Origin of the sequence: Cupriavidus sp. NPDC089707, assembly GCF_044748965.1 — a bacterium.
Taxonomy (GTDB): Bacteria; Pseudomonadota; Gammaproteobacteria; order Burkholderiales; family Burkholderiaceae; genus Cupriavidus.
This window is the reverse complement of record NZ_JBIVHB010000001.1, coordinates 247,934-271,964: the sequence shown is the minus strand read 5'-3', so window position 1 is coordinate 271,964 and position 24,031 is coordinate 247,934. Positions and strand designations below refer to the sequence as shown.

The window sequence follows — 24,031 nt, the reverse complement described above, 5'->3', positions numbered from 1 at the left end:
GTAATGGCGGTTCTATGTGATGGTGCGCCCCGTCATCTGACCGGTTTTCGGATGTCTGAAGGCGCAGACATGACTGTTTAACCGATGAACCTTTCGATTAGATTTCAATTTTGTAATGCTCAGGCCCATTCGTGGCGCTTGATTCACTTCCCCGAAAAAACAATGCCCCCGCCAAGGCGGGGGCATTGCAGGAACAGTCGATCCCGCTATCGCGGGAACGGCGGCGATGTCTTACAGCATCGCCTTCAGCAGGCGGCCCATCTCCGACGGGTTCTTGGTCACCTTGATGCCGCAGGCTTCCATGATTTCCAGCTTGGCCTGGGCCGTATCGGCACCACCCGAGATCAGCGCGCCGGCGTGGCCCATGCGCTTGCCCGGAGGCGCGGTCACGCCAGCGATGAAGCCAACCACCGGCTTCTTCATGTTGTCCTTGATCCAGTGGGCGGCGTTGGCTTCGTCCGGACCACCGATCTCACCGATCATGACCTCGGCGTCCGTTTCCGGATCGTCGTTGAACATCTTCATCACGTCGATGTGCTTCAGGCCCTTGACGGGGTCGCCACCGCTGCCGACAGCCGACGACTGGCCCCGGCCCAGCGCGGACAGCTGCCCCACGGCTTCGTACGTCAGCGTGCCCGAGCGCGACACCACGCCGATGCGGCCCTTCTTGTGGATGTGGCCCGGCATGATGCCGATCTTGATTTCGTCCGGCGTGATCAGGCCCGGGCAGTTCGGTCCCAGCAGCAGGGTCTTCTTGTTCTCGCGGCGCATGCGGTCCTTGACTTCCATCATGTCGCGCACGGGGATGCCTTCGGTGATGCAGACCACCAGGTCCAGGTCGGCGTCAACGGCTTCCCAGATCGCGGCAGCGGCGCCCGCGGGCGGCACGTAGATGACCGACACGGTGGCGCCGGTCTGGGCCTTGGCGTCCTTGACGCTGGCGTAGATGGGAATGCCTTCGAAGTCTTCGCCGGCCTTCTTCGGGTTCACGCCTGCGACGAAGGCGTTCTTGCCATTAGCGTAGTCGCGGCAGCCACGGGTGTGGAACTGGCCGGTCTTGCCGGTGATGCCCTGGGTGATGACCTTGGTGTCTTTGTTGATCAGAATCGACATGCTGTAATCCTTTGCTTGGCTACGAGCGGCGCGCACAGGGGCTCAAGGGAGCACCTGCGCACGGCTCGCGTTCGCGTATGGTTGCGTTCGTGCGACGGCTTACTTGCCAGCGGCAGCGGCCACCACCTTCTGGGCGGCTTCTTCCATCGTGTCGGCCGAGATGATGGGCAGGCCCGATTCGGCCAGCATCTTGCGGCCGAGTTCTTCGTTGGTGCCCTTCATGCGCACGACCAGCGGCACCGTCAGGTGCACTGCCTTGGAAGCGGAGATCACGCCTTCGGCGATCACGTCGCAACGCATGATGCCGCCGAAGATGTTGACCAGGATGGCCTGCACGTTCTTGTTGCTCAGCATCAGCTTGAAGGCTTCGGTCACCTTCTCGGTGGTGGCACCGCCGCCCACGTCGAGGAAGTTGGCCGGCTCGCCGCCGAACAGCTTGATGGTGTCCATGGTGGCCATGGCCAGGCCGGCGCCGTTCACCAGGCAGCCGATGTTGCCGTCCAGCGAAATGTAGGCCAGGTCGAACTTCGAGGCTTCGATTTCGTTGGCGTCTTCTTCATCCAGGTCGCGGTAGGCGACGATTTCCGGGTGACGGAACAGCGCGTTCGAGTCGAAGTTGAACTTGGCGTCCAGCGCGATGACCTTGCCTTCGCCGGTCAGGATCAGCGGGTTGATTTCGGCCAGCGAGGCGTCGGTGTCGTAGAACGCCTTGTACAGGCCTTGCAGGGCCTGGCGGGCTTGCGACACGCTTGCGTCGGGCACGCCGATCTTGCGGGCGATGTCGTCGGCGTCAGCGTCGGTCAGGCCGGTCGACGGCTCGATGATCAGGGTGTGGATCTTTTCCGGGGTGTGGGCAGCGACTTCTTCGATGTCCATGCCGCCTTCGCTCGACGCCATCAGCGCGATCTTCTGCGAAACGCGGTCCACCACCAGCGAAACGTACAGTTCCTTCTTGATGTCGGCGCCTTCTTCGATCAGCAGGCGGTTGACCTTCTTGCCTTCCGGGCCGGTCTGGTGCGTGACCAGTTGCATGCCCAGGATGTTCGAGGCATAGGTCTTGACGTCTTCAATGCTCTTGGCAACCTTGACGCCGCCGCCCTTGCCGCGGCCGCCCGCATGAATCTGTGCCTTGACAACCCACACCGGGCCGCCGAGCTGTTCTGCGGCCTTCAGGGCCTCGTCAACCGAGAACGCGGGGATGCCGCGCGGAACCGGCACATTGTATTTGCGCAGGATTTCCTTGCCTTGATACTCATGGATATTCATGCGTGTTTCCTTTCGGGTAGGCGTAAAAGGTAGAAGGGAAGAATCTGAAAAAGGAGACGAACTCTCTCGTCTGGGTGGCCGATCCTGAGAATCAGCCGGAAGTGCCGGTTGGCCTGTCGGCCGGGACAGCGTCGTTGCCGTCGTCGTTGGCTTGACCACCGCGGTCGCCATTGGCCACGGCGGGCGCCCGAGGCGCGGTTGCGACGGCAGGTGCGGCCTCGGCCCTTGCCTTGGGCGTCGGCTGGTGACCATACCAGCGCGGGTAAAACTCACGGACCACCTCGCCATCGAAACGCAGCGCATGGCAGCCGTGCAACTGATAGGGCGGCTCCGGATTCGGATCGTCCTCGCCGTTGTCGCGGATGCTGATGACTTCGCCGGCAAATGCCTGGATCGCGGTGCTGGGCAGCACGCCGGCGGCTTCAGTCAGGTGGGAACAGCCGTTGATGCCGGCCAGGCGCTCGCGCACCGCCTTGCGGAAGCCCTTGCGCAGGTTCAGGCCAATCAGCTTGCGGTAGGCCGGGCCGATGGTGTCGCACTGCGACGGGTACGGCACCCAGTCAGAGCAGGCCTCGGCGTCCAGCACCGTCATGTCCTCGTTGATCGTGACGCGCAGCCACAGGTCATGCAGGGGCTGGCCCACCGGGCGGATACGGTCGCCGGCAAGTTCGATATCGCGGGGCTTGGTGTCGGTCAGGCGCACCTCGACATCCCACAGGCCGTCCTCTCTCTGGTACGCCTCGGCCGTAATGGCACGGCGATGGCGCAGGGAGCGGTTGACGGGCTGGGACAGAGGCATGGCCAGGCTGGAATAACGGAAACGCTGGGGGCTTGGGAACGGGGCGCCGGAGCACCGAATAACCCGGGGAGTTTAACATGCCGCGCTGGTTTGCCCGGGAACATCCTTGTGCGGCGACTGTCGCCCCGCATTGTCGGGCGACCGGCGCGCCATTACACCTGATGCCAGTGCAGGTAATGAACCGACCAATGCGGACGATGCCGCACGCATACGCTCAATCGTCGTTGCCGTACGCTTCGTCAGCGCCCTGGATGATCTTGCTGACCACCGCGCGTGAGAATCCCCGCGCCACCATGAAGCGGATCTGCTTGGCACGCGCCTCCGGCGTATCCGGCGGCACGCCGAAACGCTTGCGCCAGACCTCGCGGGCACGCTCGGTCTCGGTGGCGCGCAGCCTTTCCTGCAGTTCGCCCAGCTGTTCGCTGCCCAGCTTGTGGGTCTTGGCTTCCTGCATCACCCTGGCCGCGCCATAGCGCGCGCCGCGGCGATGGACGAGGCTGTCGGCAAAGCGCTGGTTGGACAGCCAGTTCTCGCGCTCGAGCGCGTCAAGCAACTGCTCGAGCTGCTCCGGCGATTCGGCATGGGGCGCCAGCTTGCGCGTCAGCTCGGCCCGGCTGTGTTCGCGGCGCGACAGGTAGCCGACGGCGCGAGCCTTCAGGGAAAGCGGGGGGCGGGGGGCCATTGGCGGTTCGGTGAAAAGTCCCTAATAAAAAAGGCCGGCGCATCGACTGATGCCCCGGCCCTTCCGGCTGATGCAATCGTGTTGCGTCTTGCGTGGACGCGATCAGCCTTCCAGCGCTTCCGCGGCTACGGGGTTGGTCGGCACCACGCCCAGTGCCACGCGCACCTTGTTCTCGATCTCTTCGGCGATGTCCGGGTTCTCGCGCAGGTATTCACGCGCGTTGTCCTTGCCCTGGCCGATCTTGTCGCCGTTGTAGCTGTACCAAGCGCCCGACTTCTCGACGATCTTGGCGTCCACCCCCAGGTCGATGATCTCGCCCTGGCGGGAGATGCCCTGGCCGTACAGGATGTCAAAGAAGGCTTCGCGGAACGGCGGCGAGACCTTGTTCTTGACCACCTTGACCTTGGTCTCGTTGCCGATGACGTCGTCGCCCTTCTTGATCGAGCCGATGCGGCGGATATCCAGGCGCACCGAGGCGTAGAACTTCAGCGCATTGCCGCCGGTGGTGGTTTCCGGCGAGCCGAACATCACGCCGATCTTCATGCGGATCTGGTTGATGAAGATCACCAGGCAGTTGGTGCGCTTGATGGTGCCGGTCAGCTTGCGCAGCGCCTGGCTCATCAGGCGGGCCTGCAGGCCGGGCAGCGAGTCGCCCATTTCGCCTTCGATTTCAGCCTTGGGCACCAGCGCCGCCACCGAGTCGATCACGATCAGGTCGATCGAGCCCGAACGCACCAGCGCGTCGGTGATTTCCAGTGCCTGCTCACCGGTGTCCGGCTGCGAGATCAGCAGGTCGCCAACATTGACGCCCAGCTTGCCGGCGTAGCTGACATCCAGCGCGTGCTCGGCGTCGATAAAGGCGCAGGTACCGCCCAGCTTCTGCATCTCGGCCACCACCTGCAGCGTCAGCGTGGTCTTGCCCGACGATTCCGGACCATAGATCTCGACCACGCGGCCGCGCGGCAGGCCGCCGACGCCAAGCGCGATGTCGAGGCCGAGCGAACCGGTGGAGACCACCTGGATGTCCTTTTCGACCTCGCCGTCGCCCAGGCGCATGATCGAGCCCTTGCCGAACTGCTTCTCGATCTGGGAGAGCGCGGCGGCAAGCGCCTTCTGCTTCTCGGCGCTCACGCCGGCACCTGCCTTCTTGTCGTCCATGGTCGTCCTTGAATCAAATGGTGTATAAATAGGCCGCATGTGGCGCGGCACCGGCTTTTTGCCGGCTCCAGCGCCGGCCCGGCTGTCTGCGCGGCCGCCACTCAGGAATCATCCCGGGGCGGCCCCAGCGGAATGTGCGGGTACTGTATAAAAAAACAGTATGCTTGGCAAGCCCCATCGCGCCTATTCCGCAGGCGCCCGGCTATGCCGGCCAGGGTGGAGACAACCATGCGTATTCTGATCGCCGAAGATGACGACACGCTGGCCGATGGCCTGACGCGCTCGTTACGTCACTCGGGTTATGCCGTCGACCACGTTGCCGACGGGCAGGGCGCCGACTCGGCCCTCTCTACCCAGACCTTCGACCTGCTGATCCTGGACCTGGGACTGCCGCGCATGTCCGGCCTGGAGGTGCTCAAGCGCCTGCGCGCCCGCGGCGCGATGCTGCCGGTGCTGATCCTGACCGCGGCCGACAGCGTCGACGAACGCGTCAAGGGCCTGGACCTGGGCGCCGACGACTACATGGCCAAGCCTTTTGCGCTGTCCGAGCTGGAAGCGCGCGTGCGCGCGCTGGTGCGCCGTGGCGCCGGCGGCGGCGCCACGCTGATGCGGCACGGGCCGCTGGCTTTCGACCAGGTCGGCCGCATCGCCTACCTGAACGAACAGATGCTCGACCTGTCGGCGCGCGAGATCGGCCTGCTGGAGATCCTGCTCACGCGCTGCGGCCGGCTGGTGTCCAAGGAACAGCTGGTCGACCACCTGTGCGAGTGGGGCGAGGAAGTCAGCAACAACGCCATCGAAGTCTACGTGCATCGCCTGCGCAAGAAGATCGAGGTGGGCGGCATCCGCATCGCCACGGTACGCGGCCTGGGTTATTGCCTGGAAAAATTCCAGCCGGCCGTGGCCGCGCAGCACTGAGGCGACCCTGTTTATGCGGCCCGTCCCTTAGCCCCACCCTTGCAGGCGAGCACGACCGCACCCGAGCGACAAACGTCGAGATGAGCCTGCTGCAACTGCCCTGGCGGCGCGCGCACCGCGCCGTGCCGCCACCCTCCCCTGCCACCCCCGGCACCGACCAGGAACTGGCCGACGCTCTGCCGCACCTGGAGGAAAGCACCGCCACGCCCGCGCCGCGCTCGCTATTCGGCGAGATCCTCGACTGGATGCTGGCGCCGTTGCTGCTGCTATGGCCGATGAGCATCGCGGTGACCTACCTGGTCGCCAAGTCGATCGCCAACGGCCCGTTCGACCGGGCGCTGGAAGCCAGCGCCATCGTGCTGTCGCAGCAGGTGCGCGAGGTCAACGGCCGCATCACGTTGCAGCTGCCCCTGTCGGCGCGCGAGATCCTGCGCGCCGACGAGACCGACAATATCTATTACCAGGTGGTCGGCAAGCGCGGCGAATACATTGCCGGCGACCACGACCTGCCGCTGCCGTCGGAAGACGACCAGGGCCACGCCGGCCTGGTGTCGCTGCGCGACGACCGCGTCGCCGGCAACGACGTGCGCGTGGCCTACACCTACGTCGACCTGCGCCATGTCAGCGGCAACCAGCCGGTGCTGGTGCAGGTGGCCGAAACGCTCGACAAGCGCGCGCGCCTGGCCAACGAGATCATCAAGGGCGTGATCCTGCCCCAGTTCGTGATCCTGCCGCTGGCGGTGGTGCTGGTGTGGTTCGGGCTCTCGCGCGGGCTGGCGCCGCTGACGGCGATCCAGCAGCGCATCCGCGCACGCAACCCGGGCGACACCAGTCCCATCGACGAACGCGCCGCACCGCAGGAGATCACGCCGCTGGTGGGATCGTTCAACGATCTGCTGGCGCAGCTGGACCAGTCAGTGCAGACGCAGAAGCGCTTTATCGCCGATGCCGCGCACCAGATGAAGACACCGCTGGCGGGGCTGCGCATGCAGGCCGAGCTGGCGCAGCGCGAGCAGTCGCCGGAAGAACTGCGGCGCTCGCTGGCGCAGATCGCGGGCAGCTCCGAACGCACCGCGCACCTGGTCACCCAGTTGCTGTCGCTGGCGCGCATGGAAAACCTGGCCGGCGCCGGCGGCATGGGCGAGCTCGACCTGGGCGCGCTGGCGCGCGAAGTGGTCAAGGACTGGCTGCCGCAAGCCTGGGCGCGCGACATCGACCTGGGGCTGGAGGCGGACGACCACCCGGTGACGGTGCTCGGCAACCGGCTGATGCTGACGGAGATGCTCAACAACCTGCTCGACAATGCCATCCGCTACACGCCGCGCGGCGGGCACGCGACGGTGCGCGTCAGCGCCGATGCCTTCGAGCCGTTTGCCTACCTGGACGTGGAAGACACCGGCCCGGGCATTGCGCCGGCCGAGCGCGAACGCGTGATGGAGCGCTTCTACCGCGTGCTCGGCACCAATACCGAAGGCAGCGGGCTGGGCCTGGCCATCGTGCGCGAGATCGTGCAGCAGCACGGCGGCGATGTGCAGATTTCCGACCACGTCTACCAGCAATCGCCGCGCCTGGCCGGCGCGCATTTCCGCGTGACACTGCGCCGCCCCACCGAAACTCCCCCCATATGAGCGACATGCCCGCCCCTGACCTCGCCGAGGCCCGCCAGCGCCAGGCCTGGCATCGCAACCTGCGCTGGATCGCCGGGCTGCTGGCAGTCTGGTTCGTGGTCACCTTCGTGGTGGCGTGGTTTGCGCGCGAACTGCGCTTCGACTTCTTCGGCTGGCCGTTCTCGTTCTGGGTGGGCGCCCAGGGGGCGCTGGTGGTCTACGTGCTGATGGCCGCCCTCTACGCCTGGCGCATGAACCGCGCCGATGAAAGCGCCGATGAAGCTGACGCGCCCGCCCCCCTGCCTTCGCAGGGTACCTTGCGCGGGCCGGGCTCCGATGCTGCATAGCGACATGCCTGCCGGGCGCATAGCAATGCCGCGCAATGGCCGATGCTGGCTGCACCGCAGCATGCGCGGCCCTGAAATCGGCTAGCGTATACCCCGACATTTTTGGCACTTGCGCACCGAAATCTGTCAGAACGCAGTAAGTTTCGCCACCCACAATCCTCTGCAACTCAGGCTCCCGGCCAGCGGCACGGGCCTTTTCCGCGATGTTGCCGCGCCTTGCCCGAGATCCAATCCAGACGGAGGAGACAAGATGGCAAACGTGCAAAACGTTGCGGTACCCGGAGGGGGTGCGCAGAACGCGCCGATGACACACGAGGAGCGCAAGGTGATCTTTGCCTCGTCGCTGGGCACGGTGTTCGAGTGGTACGACTTTTATCTGTACGGTTCGCTGGCGGCGATCATCGCCAAGCAGTTCTTCGCCGGCCTGGACCCGACCTCGGCCTTCATCTTCGCGCTGCTCGCCTTTGCCGCCGGCTTTATCGTGCGGCCGTTCGGCGCGCTGGTGTTCGGCCGCCTGGGCGACATGATCGGGCGCAAGTACACCTTCCTGGTAACGATCCTGCTCATGGGCCTGTCGACCTTCATCGTCGGCCTGCTGCCCGGCTTTGCCACCATCGGCTGGGCCGCCCCGGTGATCCTGATCATCCTGCGCATGCTGCAGGGCCTGGCGCTCGGCGGCGAGTACGGCGGTGCCGCCACCTACGTGGCCGAGCACGCGCCGCACGGCAAGCGCGGGGCGTATACCTCGTGGATCCAGACCACCGCCACGCTGGGCCTGTTCCTGTCGCTGATCGTGATCCTGCTGTGCCGCGAGCTGACCGGCCCGAACTTTGAAGTCTGGGGCTGGCGCATCCCGTTCCTGCTGTCGATCCTGCTGCTGGGGGTGTCGGTGTACATCCGGCTGTCGATGAATGAATCGCCGGCATTCCAGCGCATGAAGGCCGAGGGCAAGACCTCCAAGGCTCCGCTGACCGAGTCGTTCGGGCAGTGGCGCAACCTGAAGATCGTGATCCTGGCCCTGCTCGGCCTGACCGCCGGCCAGGCCGTGGTCTGGTACACCGGCCAGTTCTACGCGCTGTTCTTCCTGACGCAGGTGCTCAAGGTCGATGCCAAGACGGCCAACCTGCTGATCGCCGGCGCACTGGTGATCGGCACGCCGTTCTTTATCTTCTTCGGCTCGCTGTCTGACAAGATCGGGCGCAAGTGGATCATCATGGCGGGCTGCGCACTGGCCGTGCTGACCTACTTCCCGCTGTTCAAGGCGCTGACCCACTACGCCAACCCGGCGCTGGAGCGCGCCCAGCAGACCGCGCAGATCGTGGTGACCGCGGATCCGAAGCAGTGCTCGTTCCAGGGCAGCCCGATCGCCCGCGAAATCGACTTCCGCAGCTCGTGCGATATCGCCAAGCGTACCCTGGCCCAGTCGTCGGCCAGCTATGAGGTGGTGGAAGCCCCGGCCGGCACGGTGGCAACGGTCAAGATCGGCGACAAGGAGATCAAGGCGTTCGACGCCAAGCTCGCCAACAGCCATGCCTTTGACGATGCCAGCAAGGCCCAGATCGCGGCGTTCAAGAAGGAGGTGAGCGGCGCCATGTCCGCCGCCGGCTACCCGGCCAAGGCCGACCCGGCGCAGATGAACACGATCATGGTGCTGGTGATCCTGGTCATCCTGGTGATCTATGTGACCATGGTCTACGGGCCAATCGCCGCCATGCTGGTGGAATTGTTCCCGACCCGTATCCGCTATACCTCGATGTCGCTGCCCTACCATATCGGCAACGGCTGGTTCGGCGGCCTGCTGCCCACCATCTCGTTCGCGCTGGTGGCCCAGAACGGCAATATCTACTACGGCCTGTGGTACCCGATCATCATCGCGGCCATCACCTTCGTGATCGGTGCGCTGTTCGTGCGGGAAACCAAGGACGTGGATATCTACGCCCACGACTGAAAGGTCGGCGGAACGAAACCGTGACCGCAACGGCAGGCCTCCCCGGCCTGCCGTTGTTTCATGGGCTCCGGTGTCCTGCAAAAAACTTCGCAAGAGGGTGTTGACAGTGCCGAAAGGCACTGTATAATCTCAGTCTTCGTTGGCGAATTAGCTCAGTCGGTTAGAGCGACGGAATCATAATCCGCAGGTCCGGGGTTCGAGTCCCTGATTCGCCACCATCTATTTGAAAAAGCCGCGTCCTCGCAAGAGAACGCGGCTTTTTGCTTTGGCTTGCCGGGCGCGCTGCCGGCACCTTTCGATGCCGGAAGCGGCACGCCCTAAGGCTGCGACAAAAGAAACTCATGCCGGCTGGTATCGAGCCGCGACACGCGATACTCGATCCGCTCGTCGTGGTAGGACGAGGCCACCCGCAGTATCTTCAGCAACGGACTGCCCACGGGAACGCCCAGCAGCGCGTGGTCATCTTCGTCCGCCAGTGCCGAGCGCAGCCGCTCTTCGGTGCGGATGATATTGATGCCGAAGGTGTCCTGATAGAAGTTGTAGAGCGTATTGGGCCGCTCGCGCAACTGCTTCTCCGTCAGGCCCTTGAAGCGCTCTTCCGGCACGGTGATGGCATCGATCATCATCGGGGTGCCTTCCAGCGACAGGACATTGGCGAAACGAAACACGGGCTCACCAACGGCCAGCCCCAGAGCGGCCGCCTCTTCCTTGTCGGCCTTCGCGCGGCGGAACCTGGCCAGGCGGACGGTCGGATATTCGCGATGGCCATCCTGGCGCACGATACGGAAGAAGCGGAAGAAGTGATCCTCCTGCCGGTGCGTGGCGACAAACGTGCCGCGGCCCTGGTGCCGGATCATGATGCCTTCGGCCACCAGTTCATCGATTGCCTTGCGCAACGTGCCGATCGACACGCCAAAGCGCTCGATCAGCTTGCGCTCGGACGGAATGGCTTCTCCCGGCTTCCACTCGCCCTCCGCCAGTGCGGAGAGAATGGCCTGCTTGACGTCCTTGTACAGGACGCCGCCAATCGCGCTGGCGGCATCAAATCTGGCACCCACGTTGAAATCCCTGTTCGCTGGCCCACGCCGCCTGACGGCGCGCGCGGGCCGATTCATCTAGATAAGCCAGATCATACCGGAGGCCATCTTGCGCCTGTCGCGGCCAGCCGGTGCTATTCGGCGCGGATGTGCTTCTCTTCGATCAGCCTTGCCCACCGCGTCACCTCACTGTTGAAGTATTCGGCGAAGGGGCCACTGGTCTGCGGCGCCGGGCTGAATCCGGCCGCCACGATGCGCTCGCGCATCGCGTCGGACTGGAGCATGCGCGCCACCGACGCGGCAACCTTGTCGACGATCGGCTTCGGCGTCCCCGCCGGCATCATCATGCCGGTCCAGTTCTCGACGATCAGGTCGGGAAAGCCCGCCTCGGCCACGGTCGGCACCTCGGGCAGCAGGGGGTGCCGTTCACGCGTGGTCACCGCCAGCGCGCGCAGCTTGCCGCCCTTCACGTAGGCCAGCGATTCCGGGAAATTGGAGAACACCACATCGATCTGGCCGCCGATCAGGTCGGTCATCGACGGCGCCCCACCCTTGTACGGCACATGGGTCAGGTTGGCGCCGGTCAGGCTTTCGAACAGGGCCAGCGTCAGGTGCGGCGGCGTACCGTTGCCGCTGGAGCCGGCATTGAGCTTGCCCTTCCGCGCCGCCGCGGCGAGGTCCTTCATCGACTTGACCGGCGAACTGGCCGGCACCACCACCAGCATCGGCGACGAGGCGATGCGCGCCACCGGCACCAGGTCTTTCTGCATGCTGAACGGCAGCTTGGGGAACAGCGTGACATTGGAAGCGTGCGTCAGCGTGACCGCGAGCCAGGTATAGCCGTCTGCGGGTGCCTTCGCAACCTGGTCGGCGCCGATATTCGCGTTGCCGCCGGGCTTGTTGTCGACCACCACGGGCCGCTTCCACTCCTCCGCGAGCTGGTGCCCGACCAGGCGCGCCATGATGTCCGTCAGGCCGCCGGCCGCGAACGGGACCACGTAGCGGATCGGCTTGCCTGGATAGTCATGGGCGGGCACCGACGCCTGCGCGGTGCCCTGTGCGGCGGCCGGCGCCGAGGCCAGTCCGGTGAGCGTGGATACTGCGGACAACGCGACAAGCGCGCCGGCTCCATACCTGAGCGCGGTGCGAATCAAACCTCGATACATGGTGTGTCTCCGTTTTGTGGTCGCTGGCCCGTTCTGTGTCGGGTCCGCTTTCGTGGTGGGAATCGAATCGAAAACCGCTAGGCCTTGCCCTCCTGCACCGCCTCTCCCGCCAGTTCGCGCAGCGCATCGAGCAGGGCGTCGGGGATGTCTATGCCATGGGCCTGCGCGGCGGCCTGCGCGGCCTCGCGCCGCGCGCCTGGCAGGCGCGTGCCCCCGTCATCCAGCATTGCCTGCAACAGGGCTTCGACACGTCCGGCATAAGCGTCGGAGCCCGCGAACGCGCCAGGGTCCAGCGCCATGAAGAGCTGGCCGATACGCGGCCGGTTGCCGGCGTCGGTGAAAAAGGAATCCGCTTCGGCGCCGAAGCTGGCGCCCGCCAGCGAGGTCACCAGCAGTTCGACCATCAGCGCCAGCATCGCGCCCTTGACGCCGCCCGCGGGCAGCATCGAGCCGCGCAGCGCGGCCTGCGCATCGGTTGTCGGCTGACCGGCCTCGTCCAGGGCCCAGCCCAGCGGGATCGGCTTGCCCTGCTTCGCCGCCACCATGATCTTGCCGCGCGCGACCTCGGACAACGACAGGTCGATCACGACCGGCGCGCGGCCCCGGCGCGGAAACACCGCGGCAATGGGGTTGGTGCCGAACAGCGGGCGCCGCCCTCCCCAGGCAGGCATCGCGGCAGGCGAGTTGCCCATGGCGATGCCCACCATGCCGACGCGCGCCACCGCATCGAGCGGCAGCGCGGCCGCGCCAAAGTGATGGCTGTTGGTGACCGCCGCCACACCGACACCGGTTTCGTGGGCTCGGCGCATCGCCTCGGCAATTGCCAGGTCGCATGCCGGGAAGGCGAAGCCGCAACCCGCATCGACCAGCGCGGCACTGGCGCGTGCGGAGCGCACCGTGGGCGTGGCGCGTCCGTCGACACGATCGGCGTGCAGATGCGCCACATACATGGGTACCCGCGATACGCCATGCGATGCCAGCCCCGCCGCATCGGCACGCACCAGCGCCGCAGCAGTGGCGTCGGCCTGCAGCGGACTCGTGCCCGCACGCCGCAGCGCGGCGTTGGCGATCCGCTCCAATTGCGTCATCGGCACCCGGCTCATGTCATGTCCTCCAGCGTCCGCCGCACCTGCTGCGCGATCATCATCGAGACCCGCGCATTGGCCTCCTGCGTCACGCCGCCGATATGCGGGGTCAGGATCAGGTTGCGCACGTCGGCGAGCGCGCTGCCTGCGGGCAAGGGTTCGTGCTCGAAGACGTCGAGCGCGGCGCCACCGAGATGTCCGTCCCGCAGCGCCTGCGCCAGTGCGGCCTCGTCGATCACGCCGCCGCGGGCCGTGTTGATCAGCACCGCGCCCCGCTTCATGCCGGCGATCCGCTGCGCGTCGATCAGATGCCGCGTGGCGGCGACCAGCGGCACATGCAGGCTGACCGCGTCGGACTGCGCCAGCAGCGTGTCGAGCGCGACGCTGCGCACGCCGGTCCGGGCCCATACCGGATCGTCCGCGGCCAGCATCGGGTCGTATGCCGCCACCTGCATGCCAAACGCCTGCGCCAGCGCGGCGGCCTGCCTGCCGATGTCGCCGAAGCCCACCAGCCCCAGCGTCTTGCCGAGTGCCTCCCTGCCCTCCGACAGGCGTGCGCGCGGCCACTGCCCCGCGGCCACTTGCGCGCTGCTGCCGTAGGCGCCGCGCAGCAGCAGCGCCGCGGTGGTGACCACATACTCGGCCACCGAGCGCGCATTGGCCCCGGCCGCGGGGATCACGCGGATGCCGCGCTCGCGGCAGGCATCGACATCGATATTGTCGAGCCCGACCCCGAGCCGCCCGACCACGCGCAGCGACGGCGCACCGGCCAGCAGTGCCGCGTCGACCTGCGTGCGGTTGCGCACGATCAGCGCCTGCGCGCCGGGCAGCGCATCGAGCAGTTCGGCGCGGCGGTCCACCCAGCCCGGCTCGTACCGCAGGTCGAAGCCCGCCCGCAGCGCCTGCACCGCGGCATCGTCCATGAACTCGCTGATGCAGATGCGCTTCATCATGCCGACTCGTGGATGCGGGTCAGCACGAACTCGCGGTGACCGAGCGCTTCCGCCGCGGTCCAGCGACCGTCGACCGTGGCCAGCATGCACTCGAGCAGCTTGTCGCCGGTCTGGTCCAGCGTCAGCTCGCGCTGCAACAGGCCGGAGCAATCGACGTCCATGTGCTCGCTCATCAGCCGCACCGTGCGCGGGTTGGCGCACAGCTTGATCACCGGCACGATCGGGTTGCCGATCACGTTGCCCTGCCCGGTCGGGAAGAAGTGCACCACATAGCCCGCGGCGGCGCACAGCGTGACCATCTCTGCCGCAGCCGAGGACGAATCCATGAACCACAGGCCCGGGTGCGTCGGCTCTTCGGCCTTGTCGAGCACGCCGTCGACCGTGCACTTCTTGCCGATCTTCTGGATATTGCCCAGCGCCTTCTCCTCGATCGTGGTAAGGCCGCCGGCGATATTGCCCTTGGTCGGCTGCGACTCCGACAGGTCCGAGGTCTTCCAGCGGTCGATCATGCCCTGGTAGCGCTCGAACATGGCCATGAACTGGTGGCGCACTTCGTCGTTGGCGCAGCGCGCCGCCACGATATGTTCGCCGCCGGTCAGTTCGGAAGTCTCGCCGAAGACCAGTGTGGTGCCGAGCGGATGCAGCTTGTCGAAGGCATTGCCGACGGTCGGGTTGGCGCCGCAGCCTGAAGTGGTATCCGACTCGCCGCACTTGGTCGACACCCACAGCTCGCTGATCGGGCATTCCACCCGGTGCAGCGCGGTGGCGTACTGCACGTACTCTTTCGCCGCCTTCGACGCCCGCATGATGGTGTCATGGTCGCCATGGCCCTCGATACCAAAGCCGACCACCGGCTTGCCGGTCCTGGCAATGCCATCGACCACCTTCTTGGTCCAGCCATCCTCGATGCCGATCACCACCACCGCGGCGACATTGGGATTGCTGCCCGCGCCGATCAGCGTGCGGAAGTGCAGGTCCAGGTCCGGCCCGAACTGCAGCCGGCCATACGGGTGGGGAATCGCCATGGTGCCCTTGATGGCGGCGGCGACCGCCTCGGCGGCGGCGTTGGACAGGTCGTCCAGCGGCAGGATGATGACGTGGTTGCGCACGCCGACGCGGCCGTTGTCGCGGCGGTAGCCCTGGAAGGTGGTGTTTTGATCGATCACGGACATGGCTTGTCTCTCGGGTATGAGTAGGAGATGAGTGGCGGACCGGGCGCGGCTTACCAGCGCTTGGTCTTGATGTTGTGGACGTGGGCGTGCTCGCCCGCCTTGATTGGCGCCACCACCTTGCCGATGTCGATGCCGTACTTGTAGACGGTGTCGTTGGGATCCATGTCGCACAGCGCCACCTTGTGGCCGATGGGGATCGGCTGCAGCGCGGTCACGGTCACGATCTTGTCCTCATCCATGATCCAGGCGTTGAGTTTGGTTCCGGCCTGGATCCCTTCCACCACGGCCACCGCCACGGTGTCCTTGGCGTCGTGCAGCACTACGTGAATCATCGTTGTCTCCTCTGTGTGGGTCGTCTTTGCGGGCTGTCTGTGAAACCATCTTAGGCAAGCAAAAGATCCATGTCAACTAACTCATATATATCACTTAGTTGAGCGTGAATCGGCGCCTCGGGCGCACGGGGCCGCAGCAGATCATCGGCGACCTGCGGATCGTCCTGCGGCAGTGTTAAGGGGAAGGAGGTGCTGGCGTTGGGGCGGCCTGTTCAGGGCCGCCGCGACGGGCATCGACGTGCCCGGCCAGTTATCGGTCGTCGGCTGTGACGACCTGCCGGGACAATTACCAGTAGCGTACCCGGCCCGTATCCAGGTGTACGAATTGCTCGCCCTGGTAAAAACCGACACCGCCGCCCTTCAGCGTCTTCGCGGCATCGCGCAGGTCGCCCAGCGGCACCCCGGCCACGCGAATGTCGATGGCCTTGCCGTCCATGTGCAGGCTGTGCCTGGCGACACCGCCGCCACGCGAGGTTCGCAGGCGCGAATTGGTGGCCGGGCTGCGATAGCCCGAAATGACCTGGAACGGTTCATTGGTGCCTAGTTCCCGGCGCAACTGGAAGAGCAGGTCGAACAGTTGCGGATCGATCACCCCTACCTGGCCGGAATAGTGGTCGCGCAGAAAGCCATTGAGCGAAGTGAGTGCGTCGGGAACAAAGCTGTCGCCGACGGCATAGACGAGCTTGATGCGCTCGCCGGTGTGGGTGTGGTCAAAAGCCAGCGAGCGCGCATCGGGCAGGCTGGCAAGCGCCTGGCGCGTCGCCAGGGGCATCAGGCCAGCCGCCAGGGCCAGGCCTCCGGTGGCATGTAGAAAGCGGCGGCGTGCCTTGCGCGTCGCATCATTCATGGTACTTCCTCTGCATGTGCTGGGCGCGCCTTATTGCCTGGCGGCAGCGGCGCGCGCGATGGCTGGCGGCGAGGGGCGCCCGGTGCGTTGCCGCAGCGCCTTGTCCAGCAGTTTGTCGTGACCGTAGATGTCAGGCAGGAAGGATACACGACCGTCGGCCCGGGCGATGACCGTGCCATAGGCCAGCACCACCGGCAGCGGTTGCTGCAGCCGCACCGTGTTCGACTTCCCGCGCGTCATCGCCTCGCGGATACGCGCCTCGTTCCAGTCCGGCATATCCTGCAGCACGAACTGCGCCAGTGCCACTGGGGATTCCACGCGGATGCAGCCGTGGCTGAAGTCGCGCCGGTCGCGCTTGAACAGCTGCGGCGTCGGGGTGTGGTGCAGGTAGATGTTTTCGTTGTTGGGGAACACGAACTTGATGTCGCCCAGCGCATTCATGGGGCCGGGGCGCTGCCGGATGCGCATGCGGCCATTGAGCACGGCCTCCAGGTTGTCCTCGGACAGCGTGGTCACGGCCTTGCCGTCGCCGTTCACGAACTCGAAGCCCTGCCGGTTGAAATACGCCGGATCGCGCCGGAGCCGGGGCACCGTTTCGCGCTTGGCGATCGACGGCGGCACATTCCAGTACGGACTGAACTCGATGTAGCGCATGTCTTCTTCGAACAACGGCGTGCGCGTGTCCAGCGCCTTGCCGACGATCACCTTCATCTCCAGCTTGATGTCGAGCTTGCCGTCGCGGATCTCGTAGGCGCGCAGCATGAACTCCGGCACGTTGACCACGATCATGCGTGGGCCATCCAGCGGGGTCCAGCGCATCCGCTCCATGGTCAGTTCGATCTGCCGCACCCGGCTGGCCATGGGCAGATTGAGTTGCGCCAGCGTCCCGGGGCCGATCACGCCGTCGGCCTGAAGCCCGTGCCGCGACTGGAACGCCTTGATACCGTTGACGAGAGCGCCTTCATAGCGCGCCGGCGGCTTCGTGCCGGCCGGCAGGTCGCCAAGTGCCACCAGGCGCGCTGTCAGCGCGGCAGTGCCCGTCCACGGCTGTCCCGGCGTCAGCTTGCCCGCGGGCAGCGCCGGCAGCGGCTGCGCCCAGGCCGGCTGCGCAGCGATCTCGCGGTAGCGGGCCAATGCCTCGCGCAGCGTGCCATACAGGGGGAAAGTGGGCGCGGCCTGGCGCACGGCGTCCGGCAGGCGGTGTTGCGCGACCGCTTCGCGCAGCACTGTCGCGGCGTCATATTGGCGTTCTTCCTGTGGCGCGAAATTGGCATGGACCGCGCGGGGATTGATACGGCCCCTGTGCAAGTCGGCCAGCATGCGCTCCATCGCGGCGGTCAGCGCGGCGTCAAGACGGGCGGCGGCATCCGATGCGAGTACCGGCCCAGTGGCCGCCTGGTGCACTGCCTGCCGCAGTGCCTCGGCATCGTAGTCGCGGGGATCGAGCCCATCAGCGGCCGCGTTGGACAGCGCGTCGACCGCGTGCCTGGCTTCCGGTATGGGCCTGCCCTGCGCGAACCAAAGTGGTCCCTGGGGTGCCGGAGAGGCTTGTGGCACTGACGCTTGCGGTGCTGCCGGGGCCGGGGTCGTCTGGAGCGGCTGGGCCAGGGCCGGGGCTCCGGCGGCCCCTGCCAGCAGCAGCGCGGCAAGGGCACGCTTCATGGCGCAGGGACGGCGCCTCGGGCTGTGGTCGCTGACATGACACTCGGCATTGCAAAGCGAAGGGAGAGCAGCCTTGGCTGCAGCAAGACTGGCGCTGGTCAGGCGCATGGCGGCTGTCGGGAACGAAGGCATCGTGGGGATGGGCCCGTTTCGTGGCACACGCCCACAGTCTACCCGTGTTGTGGAAGCGGCGTTCGGACCGCATGGTGGAGGGTAGCGCGACGGTGTCGAACCGCATGTGCCCAGCTCTCGGTAAAGCGGATGCCCAAGACAAATCGCCTCCGGACATGCACAGCGTCAGGTTCTTGTCCGGGTCGATGCGCGCGGGTGGCGGCGATGGTCGTCAGGGACGCACTGTGCGCACGCTGATGCAGCCGTTCACCACACCAACTGGCGCCGCCGCGCATAGTCGACCATTTCCACGAGCGAGTTGACGCTGAGCTTGGCCATGATATTGGCCTTGTGCGTGCTGACCGTCTTGCTGCTGATCAGCAGCTCCGCGGCGATCGCCTTGTTGGAATGGCCGCGCGCCAAGTATTGCAGGATGGTGATTTCGCGATTGCTGAGCCGCGGGATGCCGGAGTTGACCACTTCGCCGAGCTGGCGCGCGGCTTCGAGCGTGTGCATGGGGAACACCAGGTAGCCGCTCAGCACGCCGCGCGCGGCCTGCAGCACCTCGCGCACGCCGCGGTGCTTGACCACGAAGCCATGCGCGCCGGCTCGCAGCGCCCGCACCGGGGCGGCGGTGGCGTCGGTGCCGGACAGCACCAGCACGTGCACCGCGGGAAAGGTCGCCGACACGCGCCGAACGAAATCGACGCCGGGATCGCCGAAAACCTCGACATCGACCAGTACCAGCCCGGGGCGGTGATCACGCACCAGCCGGAACGCATCGCGCACACCGTCGGCTTCCAGCACCTCGGCGGCATCCAATGCCGCCGCCAGTTGACCGGACAGCGTAGTGCGGAACCGGGACGGCTCGTCGACGATCAGCGCGTGGTGCAATTGGAACTCCTTGACAGCTTGGGTAGTTGCCAAGGTTAAGGGCCATGCTGCGTGCTGAAGCGCGGAATACTCGCTGCTGGGAAGCAGCAGAATCTGCGCGGCGGTCGGGCAATTCCGCAGGGATGAACAGCCAGGCGGTGCCAGGCCGGCCTGCGTGTCAGGACCTGGCCGCTCACTCCGTGCCGGCGGGCAGGAAGCGCGGCGCCGGGGCCGAGCGCGGGACCTCGCGCTCGCCCTGCCGGAACATCCGGTAGGTGCCGCGCGCCTGGTTGTGCGGATGGCGGGCGGCCTCATCCAAAGTCAGCACGCGCGCGAAGCATACATCGGTGCCGCCCAGCAGCGCTTCCCAGTGCTTGCTCGGCTGCGCCGCGATGCAGGCGGCGATGCGCGCCTTCAGGGCGGGCCACCGGGCGCGGTCGTATTGCGTAGCGGGATCGACGTCGGCCAGTTCCAGCCGTTCGAGCAGTTCGCGGTAGAACTGCGGCTCGAGTGCGCCCAGCGTGATGGCGCGGCCGTCGGCGCAGCGGTAGACGTCATAGAACGGCGAATCGTGGAACGGGCTGGGCTCGGGTCCGCCGAGCGTGCCGGCGGCGCGCGACACCTGCACCAGCGAACCGAGCATGGCAACGATGTCGGTGATCGCCGCATCGACCACGCAGCCCTCGCCGCTGGCGCGCGCGCTCAGGATGGCGCTGGTCAGGCCGAAGGCCAGGCCGAGCGCGCCGGTGGCGTCGCCCATCACGGTCGGCGGCACCATCGGCAGCGCATCGTCGCGCGCGGCCATCGACAGCAGGCCGGTCAGCGCGATGTAGTTCAGGTCATGGCCGGCGCTCTGCGCCAGCGGGCCGCTCTGCCCCCAACCGGTCATGCGGCCGTACACCAGGCGCGGATTGCGGGCGTGGCAGGCCTTGGGGCCCAGGCCCAGCCGCTCCATCGCCCCGGGGCGCAGCCCTTCGATCAGCGCATCGGCGCCCGCCACGAGGTCGAGCGCCGCGGCGACGCCCTCGGGCGATTTCAGGTTCAGTTGCACGACCTGCTTGCCGTGCTCCAGTTCCATCTCCGGCGGCACAGACTGGCCGCGCAGGATGCGGCGCGCGTCGGGGGCGACCGGGCGGGTCACCAGCGTTACCTCGGCGCCGAGGCCGGCCAGCATGGCGCCGCACAGCGGGCCGGGGCCGATCCCTTCGAATTCCACCACCTTGATGCCGCGCAGGGGCAGCAGCTTGCCATGCTCACTCATTTCGTTGTCTCCGGGTTGCCATGCGCCGGGATCCGGGTCCCGGGCCAGCTATGTGGGATGTGTCGTGCGCCGCGTCAGTACGGCCGCATGCCGGCCTGTCACTGGGGCTCGCAAGCCATGCTAAGCGCCACGGTGCCGGGGCGGCAATGGCCGAAACTGCCAGCCGGGTTGACGGATTTGCCATGCGGCCGGTTATCGCACGCGAGGCCGTGGCGGTATCGTAGTTTTCCGAACCAACTTGATCTAAGTCGGGTCACAGCGGGAAACTTGCTGCGATGATGGTTTCAGTTGGCGCCGACGCCCCGCGGCGGCAGCGTCAGGAGGTGTTCTTCAACCTGGCTCGTCCCGACAGCCCCCAATCCAGGAGATTCCCGTCATGACCAATATCGTGCTCGCCACCGATGGCTCGGCCTTCAGCGATGCCGCGGCGCGCTTTATTGCCGAAGGCAAGCTGCTGCAGAACGGCTTTACCGTGCATGTCGTGCATGTGGCCCCGGAAGTGAGCGGCCAGGTGCGCGCCTTTGTCAGCAAGGAAACCATCGACGACTGGCACAAGGAGGCCAGCGACAAGGCGATGGCGGGCGTCAGCGAGATCCTGTCGGCGGCCGGCGTGCCGTTCGAGCAGCATGCGCTGCACGGTTTCGCGCCGGAACGCATCGTGGCCTATGCGCGTTCGGTGAATGCCGAAGCCATCGTGATGGGCACGCATGGCCGCGGTTCCTTCTTTGATGCGGTGATCGGTTCGGTGGCCGGACGCGTGCTGGCGCAGGCGGATTGCCCGGTGCTGCTGGTCAAGGCGCCTGAGAAGAAGTAAGGCAATCTCGGGAAACGCGGCGCGCCCGGCGCCGCGTTTCGCTTGTCAGGCGCCCCACAGGGGCGCTTCGTCCATCAGGGCTACCTGTTCGCGCAGTTCGAGAATGCGGTCCTGCCAGTAGCGCGCGGTGCCGAACCACGGGAACGCGGCCGGGAAGGCAGGGTCGGTCCAGCGGCTGGCCAGCCAGGCGCTGTAGTGCAGCAGGCGCAGGGTGCGCAGCGCCTCAACCAGCCACAGTTCGCGCGTGCGGAATTCCGCGAAATCCTCATAGCCGGCCACAACGTCGGCCAGCTGGTCCTGCATCGCCGCGCGGTCGCCCTCCAGCAGCATCCAGATGTCCTGGATCGCCGGCGCCATGCGGCTGTCGTCAAAATCCACGAAGTGCGGCCCCGGCGCGCCGAGGCTGCCGCCGCGCGCATCGTCTTCGTCGATCCACAGCACATTGCCGCGGTGGCAGTCGCCATGCACGCGCAGCAGCAGCACGTCGCCGGCGCGTTCGTAACAGCGGCGCACGCCGTCCAGCGCGAGGTCGGCGACCGACTGCCACGCCGGCAGCAGGTCGGCGGGGATGCAGCCGCTGGCCAGCAGCCAGTCGCGCGGGGCAACGCCGAAGCTGTCGATATCCAGTGCGGGCCGGGCCTGGTAAGGGTGCGCCGCGCCGACGGCATGGATACGGCCGATAAAGCGGCCGAGCCAGGTCAGCGTGTCCTTGCGGTCGAGCGCGGGTTCGCGGCCGCCGCGGCGCGGGAACACCGCAAAGCGGAAACCGGCGTGGTAGCACAGCGTACCGGCATCCGGCGCACCCGCGGGCAAGGTCAGCGCCGGCACGGCCGGAATCTCGGCATCGGCCAGCTGCTGCACAAAGGCGTGTTCTTCCAGGATGGCCGCGTCGGTCCAGCGGCCGGGGCGGTAGAACTTGGCGATGACCGGCGCGGCGTCCTCGATGCCGGCCTGCCACACCCGGTTTTCATAGCTGTTGAGCGCCAGCAGGCGCCCGTCGGGACGAAGGCCGGTACTTTCGAGCGCGTCCAGCATCAGCTCCGGCGTCAGGCCGGCATAGGGAATACCGGAATCGGCCGGGGCGGTGGACGCTGTCATGGTGTCAGTCGCGGTTGCGGTTACCGCCGAGCAGCGCAGCCTGCGGCGCCGGGCGGCGGTTGCGTGCCGGGGCCGGGGCGGCATCGTGCGACTGGCGTGCGGGCTGGGCGGCGGCGCGCTGCTGGCCGCGTGCCGGCTCCTGGCTGCCCTGGCGCGGTGCGCCGCTGCGTGCGCCACCATTGCTGCCGGCGTTGCTGCCGGCGTTGCTGCCGGCGTTGCTGCCGCCATGATTGCCGGCGTTGCCGTTGCCACCGCCGCGGCGCTGGCCGCCTTCGGCCTGCCGTTGACGCGGCTGGCCACCCTGGCCCTGGCGCGGTGCGTCCTGGGCCTGGCGCGGCGCGCGTGCGCGTTGTGCCGGCTCGCCGTCGGCGTTGGCCGGGCGTGCCTGGCTGCGGCCGCGGCCTTGGCTTTGCCCTTGCCCCTGCCCGCCGCCGCGTTGCTGGCGACCCTTCTGGATCGGCTCGGGAGCGATGGCCGGGTCGACCTCAAACCCCGGCAGCACAGTCTGCTCGATCTTGCGCTTGATCAGGCGCTCGATATCGCGCAGCAGCGCGTGCTCGTCCACGCAGACCAGCGAGATCGCCTCGCCCTCGGCGCCGGCGCGGCCAGTGCGGCCGATGCGGTGCACGTAGTCTTCGGGCACGTTGGGCAGGTCGAAGTTGACCACGTGCGGGAGCTGGTCGATGTCAATGCCGCGCGCAGCGATATCGGTCGCCACCAGCAGCCGCAGCGTGCCGGCCTTGAACTCGGACAGCGCGCGGGTGCGCGCCGACTGGCTCTTGTTGCCGTGGATCGCCAGCGCCGACAGCCCGTCCTTGGCCAGCTGCTCGGCCAGGCGGTTGGCGCCGTGCTTGGTGCGGGTGAACACCAGCACCTGGTGCCAGTCGTGCTGGCGCACCAGGTGCGCCAGCAACTCGCGCTTGCGTTCGCGGTCGACCGGGTAGACGCGCTGGTCGACAGTCTCGGCGGTAGTGTTGCGCCGCGCCACCTCGATCGAGGCGGGGTTGTTCAGCAGGCGGTCGGCCAGCGCGCGGATATCGTCCGAGAACGTCGCCGAGAACAGCAGGTTCTGGCGCTTGGCCGGCAGCACGTTAAGAATCTTGCGGATATCGTGGATGAAGCCCATGTCGAGCATGCGGTCGGCTTCATCGAGCACGAGCAGTTCCACCTGGGCCAGGTCGATGGTGCGCTGGGACACGTGGTCGAGCAGGCGTCCGGGCGTAGCCACGACGATATCGACGCCGCGCCTGAGCTGCTCGATCTGCGGGTTGATGCCAACGCCTCCGAACATCACCATCGAGCGCAGGCGCAGGTACTTGCCGTAGTTGCGCACGCTTTCCTCGACCTGCGCGGCCAGTTCGCGCGTCGGCGTCAGCACCAGCGCGCGTACCGGCGGCTTGCCCGCGCGCGGTGCGTTGCCGGCGGCACGGGCCGCAGCGGACTCGGACAGCAGGTGCAGCATCGGCAGGGTGAAGCCGGCGGTCTTGCCGGTGCCGGTCTGGGCGCCGGCGAGCAGGTCGCCGCCTTTGAGGACGGCGGGGATCGCCTGCGCCTGGATAGGAGTCGGTGAGGTGTAGCCCTGTTCGGCCACCGCACGCACAATCTTTTCGGACAAGCCGAGTTCGGAAAAAGACATGAATTGCTGCTTCGGCCATCCCTGCGCACGCGGTGCGCCGATCGCGGGATGGCTCGTGTAATCGATGTTCGGTATCGGTAACAGGAGCGGCCGGGAGGCCGGCCTGGCAGGCCAATGGCCCGTCCGCGGGAAAGGTCGCTAGTGTA

At 66.9% G+C, this 24,031-nt stretch carries 22 protein-coding genes and 1 tRNA gene; 6 read left to right on the top strand and 17 right to left on the bottom strand.

The annotated features are described in order from the left end of the window. Window positions 1–231 precede the first annotated feature (231 nt). From sucD to recA, 5 genes are all read right to left on the bottom strand, one after another. On the bottom strand, window positions 232–1,113 hold the full coding sequence (sucD, locus tag ACIP1U_RS01300) for a succinate--CoA ligase subunit alpha (RefSeq protein WP_400310736.1): 882 nt from the start codon (window positions 1,111–1,113) through the stop codon (window positions 232–234). A gap of 99 nt (window positions 1,114–1,212) precedes the next feature. Next, the gene (gene sucC / locus ACIP1U_RS01295; RefSeq protein ID WP_400310734.1) at window positions 1,213–2,379 is read right to left on the bottom strand and encodes an ADP-forming succinate--CoA ligase subunit beta; all 1,167 of its coding nucleotides are present in this window, start codon (window positions 2,377–2,379) and stop codon (window positions 1,213–1,215) included. Between the two features lie 91 nt (window positions 2,380–2,470). Next, complete coding sequence (locus ACIP1U_RS01290; RefSeq protein ID WP_400310731.1) at window positions 2,471–3,178, bottom strand: DUF2889 domain-containing protein; 708 nt, start codon at window positions 3,176–3,178, stop codon at window positions 2,471–2,473. Between the two features lie 214 nt (window positions 3,179–3,392). After that, window positions 3,393–3,860 (bottom strand): recombination regulator RecX, encoded by a 468-nt coding sequence (gene recX / locus ACIP1U_RS01285; protein ID WP_400310729.1) that lies wholly within the window; start codon window positions 3,858–3,860, stop codon window positions 3,393–3,395. 102 nt (window positions 3,861–3,962) lie between these two features. Then, window positions 3,963–5,018 (bottom strand): recombinase RecA, encoded by a 1,056-nt coding sequence (recA, locus tag ACIP1U_RS01280; protein ID WP_400310726.1) that lies wholly within the window; start codon window positions 5,016–5,018, stop codon window positions 3,963–3,965. Between the two features lie 228 nt (window positions 5,019–5,246). Between recA and ACIP1U_RS01275 the strand changes: the two genes are divergently transcribed. From ACIP1U_RS01275 to ACIP1U_RS01255, 5 genes are all read left to right on the top strand, one after another. Continuing rightward, entirely contained in the window at window positions 5,247–5,936 is a 690-nt protein-coding gene (locus ACIP1U_RS01275; RefSeq protein ID WP_400310723.1) for a response regulator, read from the top strand. A gap of 80 nt (window positions 5,937–6,016) precedes the next feature. Beyond that, window positions 6,017–7,564 carry a sensor histidine kinase N-terminal domain-containing protein gene (locus ACIP1U_RS01270; protein WP_400310721.1) on the top strand — a complete coding sequence of 516 codons (1,548 nt, stop codon included), beginning with the start codon at window positions 6,017–6,019 and terminating at the stop codon, window positions 7,562–7,564. Next, window positions 7,561–7,890 (top strand): DUF4212 domain-containing protein, encoded by a 330-nt coding sequence (locus ACIP1U_RS01265; protein WP_400310718.1) that lies wholly within the window; start codon window positions 7,561–7,563, stop codon window positions 7,888–7,890. The genes ACIP1U_RS01270 and ACIP1U_RS01265 overlap by 4 nt, the downstream gene beginning before the upstream one ends. Before the next feature lie 250 nt (window positions 7,891–8,140). Then, window positions 8,141–9,838 carry an MFS transporter gene (locus tag ACIP1U_RS01260; protein WP_400310715.1) on the top strand — a complete coding sequence of 566 codons (1,698 nt, stop codon included), beginning with the start codon at window positions 8,141–8,143 and terminating at the stop codon, window positions 9,836–9,838. 141 nt (window positions 9,839–9,979) lie between these two features. Further along, window positions 9,980–10,056 (top strand) — tRNA-Met (locus ACIP1U_RS01255). Between the two features lie 99 nt (window positions 10,057–10,155). Here the strand turns inward: ACIP1U_RS01255 and ACIP1U_RS01250 are convergent. From ACIP1U_RS01250 to ACIP1U_RS01205, 10 genes are all read right to left on the bottom strand, one after another. After that, window positions 10,156–10,896 (bottom strand): GntR family transcriptional regulator, encoded by a 741-nt coding sequence (locus ACIP1U_RS01250; RefSeq protein WP_400310712.1) that lies wholly within the window; start codon window positions 10,894–10,896, stop codon window positions 10,156–10,158. A gap of 113 nt (window positions 10,897–11,009) precedes the next feature. Further along, window positions 11,010–12,041: a Bug family tripartite tricarboxylate transporter substrate binding protein gene (locus ACIP1U_RS01245; RefSeq protein WP_400310709.1), complete on the bottom strand. Its 1,032-nt coding sequence runs from the start codon at window positions 12,039–12,041 to the stop codon at window positions 11,010–11,012. Between the two features lie 77 nt (window positions 12,042–12,118). After that, on the bottom strand, window positions 12,119–13,144 hold the full coding sequence (locus ACIP1U_RS01240; RefSeq protein ID WP_400310706.1) for an Ldh family oxidoreductase: 1,026 nt from the start codon (window positions 13,142–13,144) through the stop codon (window positions 12,119–12,121). Then, window positions 13,141–14,076, bottom strand: coding sequence for a hydroxyacid dehydrogenase (locus ACIP1U_RS01235; RefSeq protein ID WP_400311725.1), 936 nt, complete (start codon window positions 14,074–14,076; stop codon window positions 13,141–13,143). Before ACIP1U_RS01235 ends, ACIP1U_RS01240 begins: the two co-directional genes overlap by 4 nt. Next, a complete protein-coding gene (locus ACIP1U_RS01230) occupies window positions 14,076–15,251 on the bottom strand; it encodes a UxaA family hydrolase (protein ID WP_400310704.1) in 1,176 nt (391 codons plus the stop codon). Before ACIP1U_RS01230 ends, ACIP1U_RS01235 begins: the two co-directional genes overlap by 1 nt. Before the next feature lie 50 nt (window positions 15,252–15,301). Then, window positions 15,302–15,583 (bottom strand): UxaA family hydrolase, encoded by a 282-nt coding sequence (locus ACIP1U_RS01225; RefSeq protein ID WP_029048819.1) that lies wholly within the window; start codon window positions 15,581–15,583, stop codon window positions 15,302–15,304. A 286-nt stretch (window positions 15,584–15,869) separates the two neighbouring features. Next, the gene (locus ACIP1U_RS01220) at window positions 15,870–16,430 is read right to left on the bottom strand and encodes a YcbK family protein (RefSeq protein ID WP_400310701.1); all 561 of its coding nucleotides are present in this window, start codon (window positions 16,428–16,430) and stop codon (window positions 15,870–15,872) included. Between the two features lie 30 nt (window positions 16,431–16,460). Beyond that, window positions 16,461–18,092 carry a murein L,D-transpeptidase gene (locus ACIP1U_RS01215; RefSeq protein ID WP_400310699.1) on the bottom strand — a complete coding sequence of 544 codons (1,632 nt, stop codon included), beginning with the start codon at window positions 18,090–18,092 and terminating at the stop codon, window positions 16,461–16,463. Between the two features lie 378 nt (window positions 18,093–18,470). Then, on the bottom strand, window positions 18,471–19,097 hold the full coding sequence (locus ACIP1U_RS01210; RefSeq protein ID WP_400310696.1) for a LuxR C-terminal-related transcriptional regulator: 627 nt from the start codon (window positions 19,095–19,097) through the stop codon (window positions 18,471–18,473). 172 nt (window positions 19,098–19,269) lie between these two features. After that, a complete protein-coding gene (locus ACIP1U_RS01205) occupies window positions 19,270–20,337 on the bottom strand; it encodes a CaiB/BaiF CoA transferase family protein (protein ID WP_400310694.1) in 1,068 nt (355 codons plus the stop codon). A gap of 376 nt (window positions 20,338–20,713) precedes the next feature. Here ACIP1U_RS01205 and ACIP1U_RS01200 point away from each other — a divergent pair, with 376 nt between their 5' ends. Beyond that, complete coding sequence (locus tag ACIP1U_RS01200) at window positions 20,714–21,151, top strand: universal stress protein (RefSeq protein ID WP_400310691.1); 438 nt, start codon at window positions 20,714–20,716, stop codon at window positions 21,149–21,151. Between the two features lie 45 nt (window positions 21,152–21,196). Here the strand turns inward: ACIP1U_RS01200 and ACIP1U_RS01195 are convergent, their stop codons facing one another. Together ACIP1U_RS01195 and ACIP1U_RS01190 are read right to left on the bottom strand one after the other, a co-directional pair. Further along, the gene (locus tag ACIP1U_RS01195) at window positions 21,197–22,249 is read right to left on the bottom strand and encodes a serine/threonine protein kinase (protein ID WP_400310688.1); all 1,053 of its coding nucleotides are present in this window, start codon (window positions 22,247–22,249) and stop codon (window positions 21,197–21,199) included. 4 nt (window positions 22,250–22,253) lie between these two features. After that, entirely contained in the window at window positions 22,254–23,885 is a 1,632-nt protein-coding gene (locus ACIP1U_RS01190) for a DEAD/DEAH box helicase (protein WP_400310685.1), read from the bottom strand. Window positions 23,886–24,031 lie beyond the last annotated feature (146 nt).

Coding starts and splice junctions, on each gene's coding strand:
- ACIP1U_RS01220 (WP_400310701.1), bottom strand. CDS start 16,430: ATGAATGATGCGACGCGCAAGGCACGCCGCCGCTTTCTACATGCCACC.
- recA (WP_400310726.1), bottom strand. CDS start 5,018: ATGGACGACAAGAAGGCAGGTGCCGGCGTGAGCGCCGAGAAGCAGAAG.
- ACIP1U_RS01260 (WP_400310715.1), top strand. CDS start 8,141: ATGGCAAACGTGCAAAACGTTGCGGTACCCGGAGGGGGTGCGCAGAAC.
- ACIP1U_RS01195 (WP_400310688.1), bottom strand. CDS start 22,249: ATGACAGCGTCCACCGCCCCGGCCGATTCCGGTATTCCCTATGCCGGC.
- ACIP1U_RS01275 (WP_400310723.1), top strand. CDS start 5,247: ATGCGTATTCTGATCGCCGAAGATGACGACACGCTGGCCGATGGCCTG.
- ACIP1U_RS01205 (WP_400310694.1), bottom strand. CDS start 20,337: ATGAGTGAGCATGGCAAGCTGCTGCCCCTGCGCGGCATCAAGGTGGTG.
- ACIP1U_RS01240 (WP_400310706.1), bottom strand. CDS start 13,144: ATGAGCCGGGTGCCGATGACGCAATTGGAGCGGATCGCCAACGCCGCG.
- ACIP1U_RS01190 (WP_400310685.1), bottom strand. CDS start 23,885: ATGTCTTTTTCCGAACTCGGCTTGTCCGAAAAGATTGTGCGTGCGGTG.
- ACIP1U_RS01215 (WP_400310699.1), bottom strand. CDS start 18,092: ATGAAGCGTGCCCTTGCCGCGCTGCTGCTGGCAGGGGCCGCCGGAGCC.
- sucC (WP_400310734.1), bottom strand. CDS start 2,379: ATGAATATCCATGAGTATCAAGGCAAGGAAATCCTGCGCAAATACAAT.
- ACIP1U_RS01235 (WP_400311725.1), bottom strand. CDS start 14,076: ATGAAGCGCATCTGCATCAGCGAGTTCATGGACGATGCCGCGGTGCAG.
- ACIP1U_RS01200 (WP_400310691.1), top strand. CDS start 20,714: ATGACCAATATCGTGCTCGCCACCGATGGCTCGGCCTTCAGCGATGCC.
- sucD (WP_400310736.1), bottom strand. CDS start 1,113: ATGTCGATTCTGATCAACAAAGACACCAAGGTCATCACCCAGGGCATC.
- ACIP1U_RS01290 (WP_400310731.1), bottom strand. CDS start 3,178: ATGCCTCTGTCCCAGCCCGTCAACCGCTCCCTGCGCCATCGCCGTGCC.
- ACIP1U_RS01270 (WP_400310721.1), top strand. CDS start 6,017: ATGAGCCTGCTGCAACTGCCCTGGCGGCGCGCGCACCGCGCCGTGCCG.
- ACIP1U_RS01225 (WP_029048819.1), bottom strand. CDS start 15,583: ATGATTCACGTAGTGCTGCACGACGCCAAGGACACCGTGGCGGTGGCC.
- ACIP1U_RS01230 (WP_400310704.1), bottom strand. CDS start 15,251: ATGTCCGTGATCGATCAAAACACCACCTTCCAGGGCTACCGCCGCGAC.
- ACIP1U_RS01245 (WP_400310709.1), bottom strand. CDS start 12,041: ATGTATCGAGGTTTGATTCGCACCGCGCTCAGGTATGGAGCCGGCGCG.
- ACIP1U_RS01265 (WP_400310718.1), top strand. CDS start 7,561: ATGAGCGACATGCCCGCCCCTGACCTCGCCGAGGCCCGCCAGCGCCAG.
- recX (WP_400310729.1), bottom strand. CDS start 3,860: ATGGCCCCCCGCCCCCCGCTTTCCCTGAAGGCTCGCGCCGTCGGCTAC.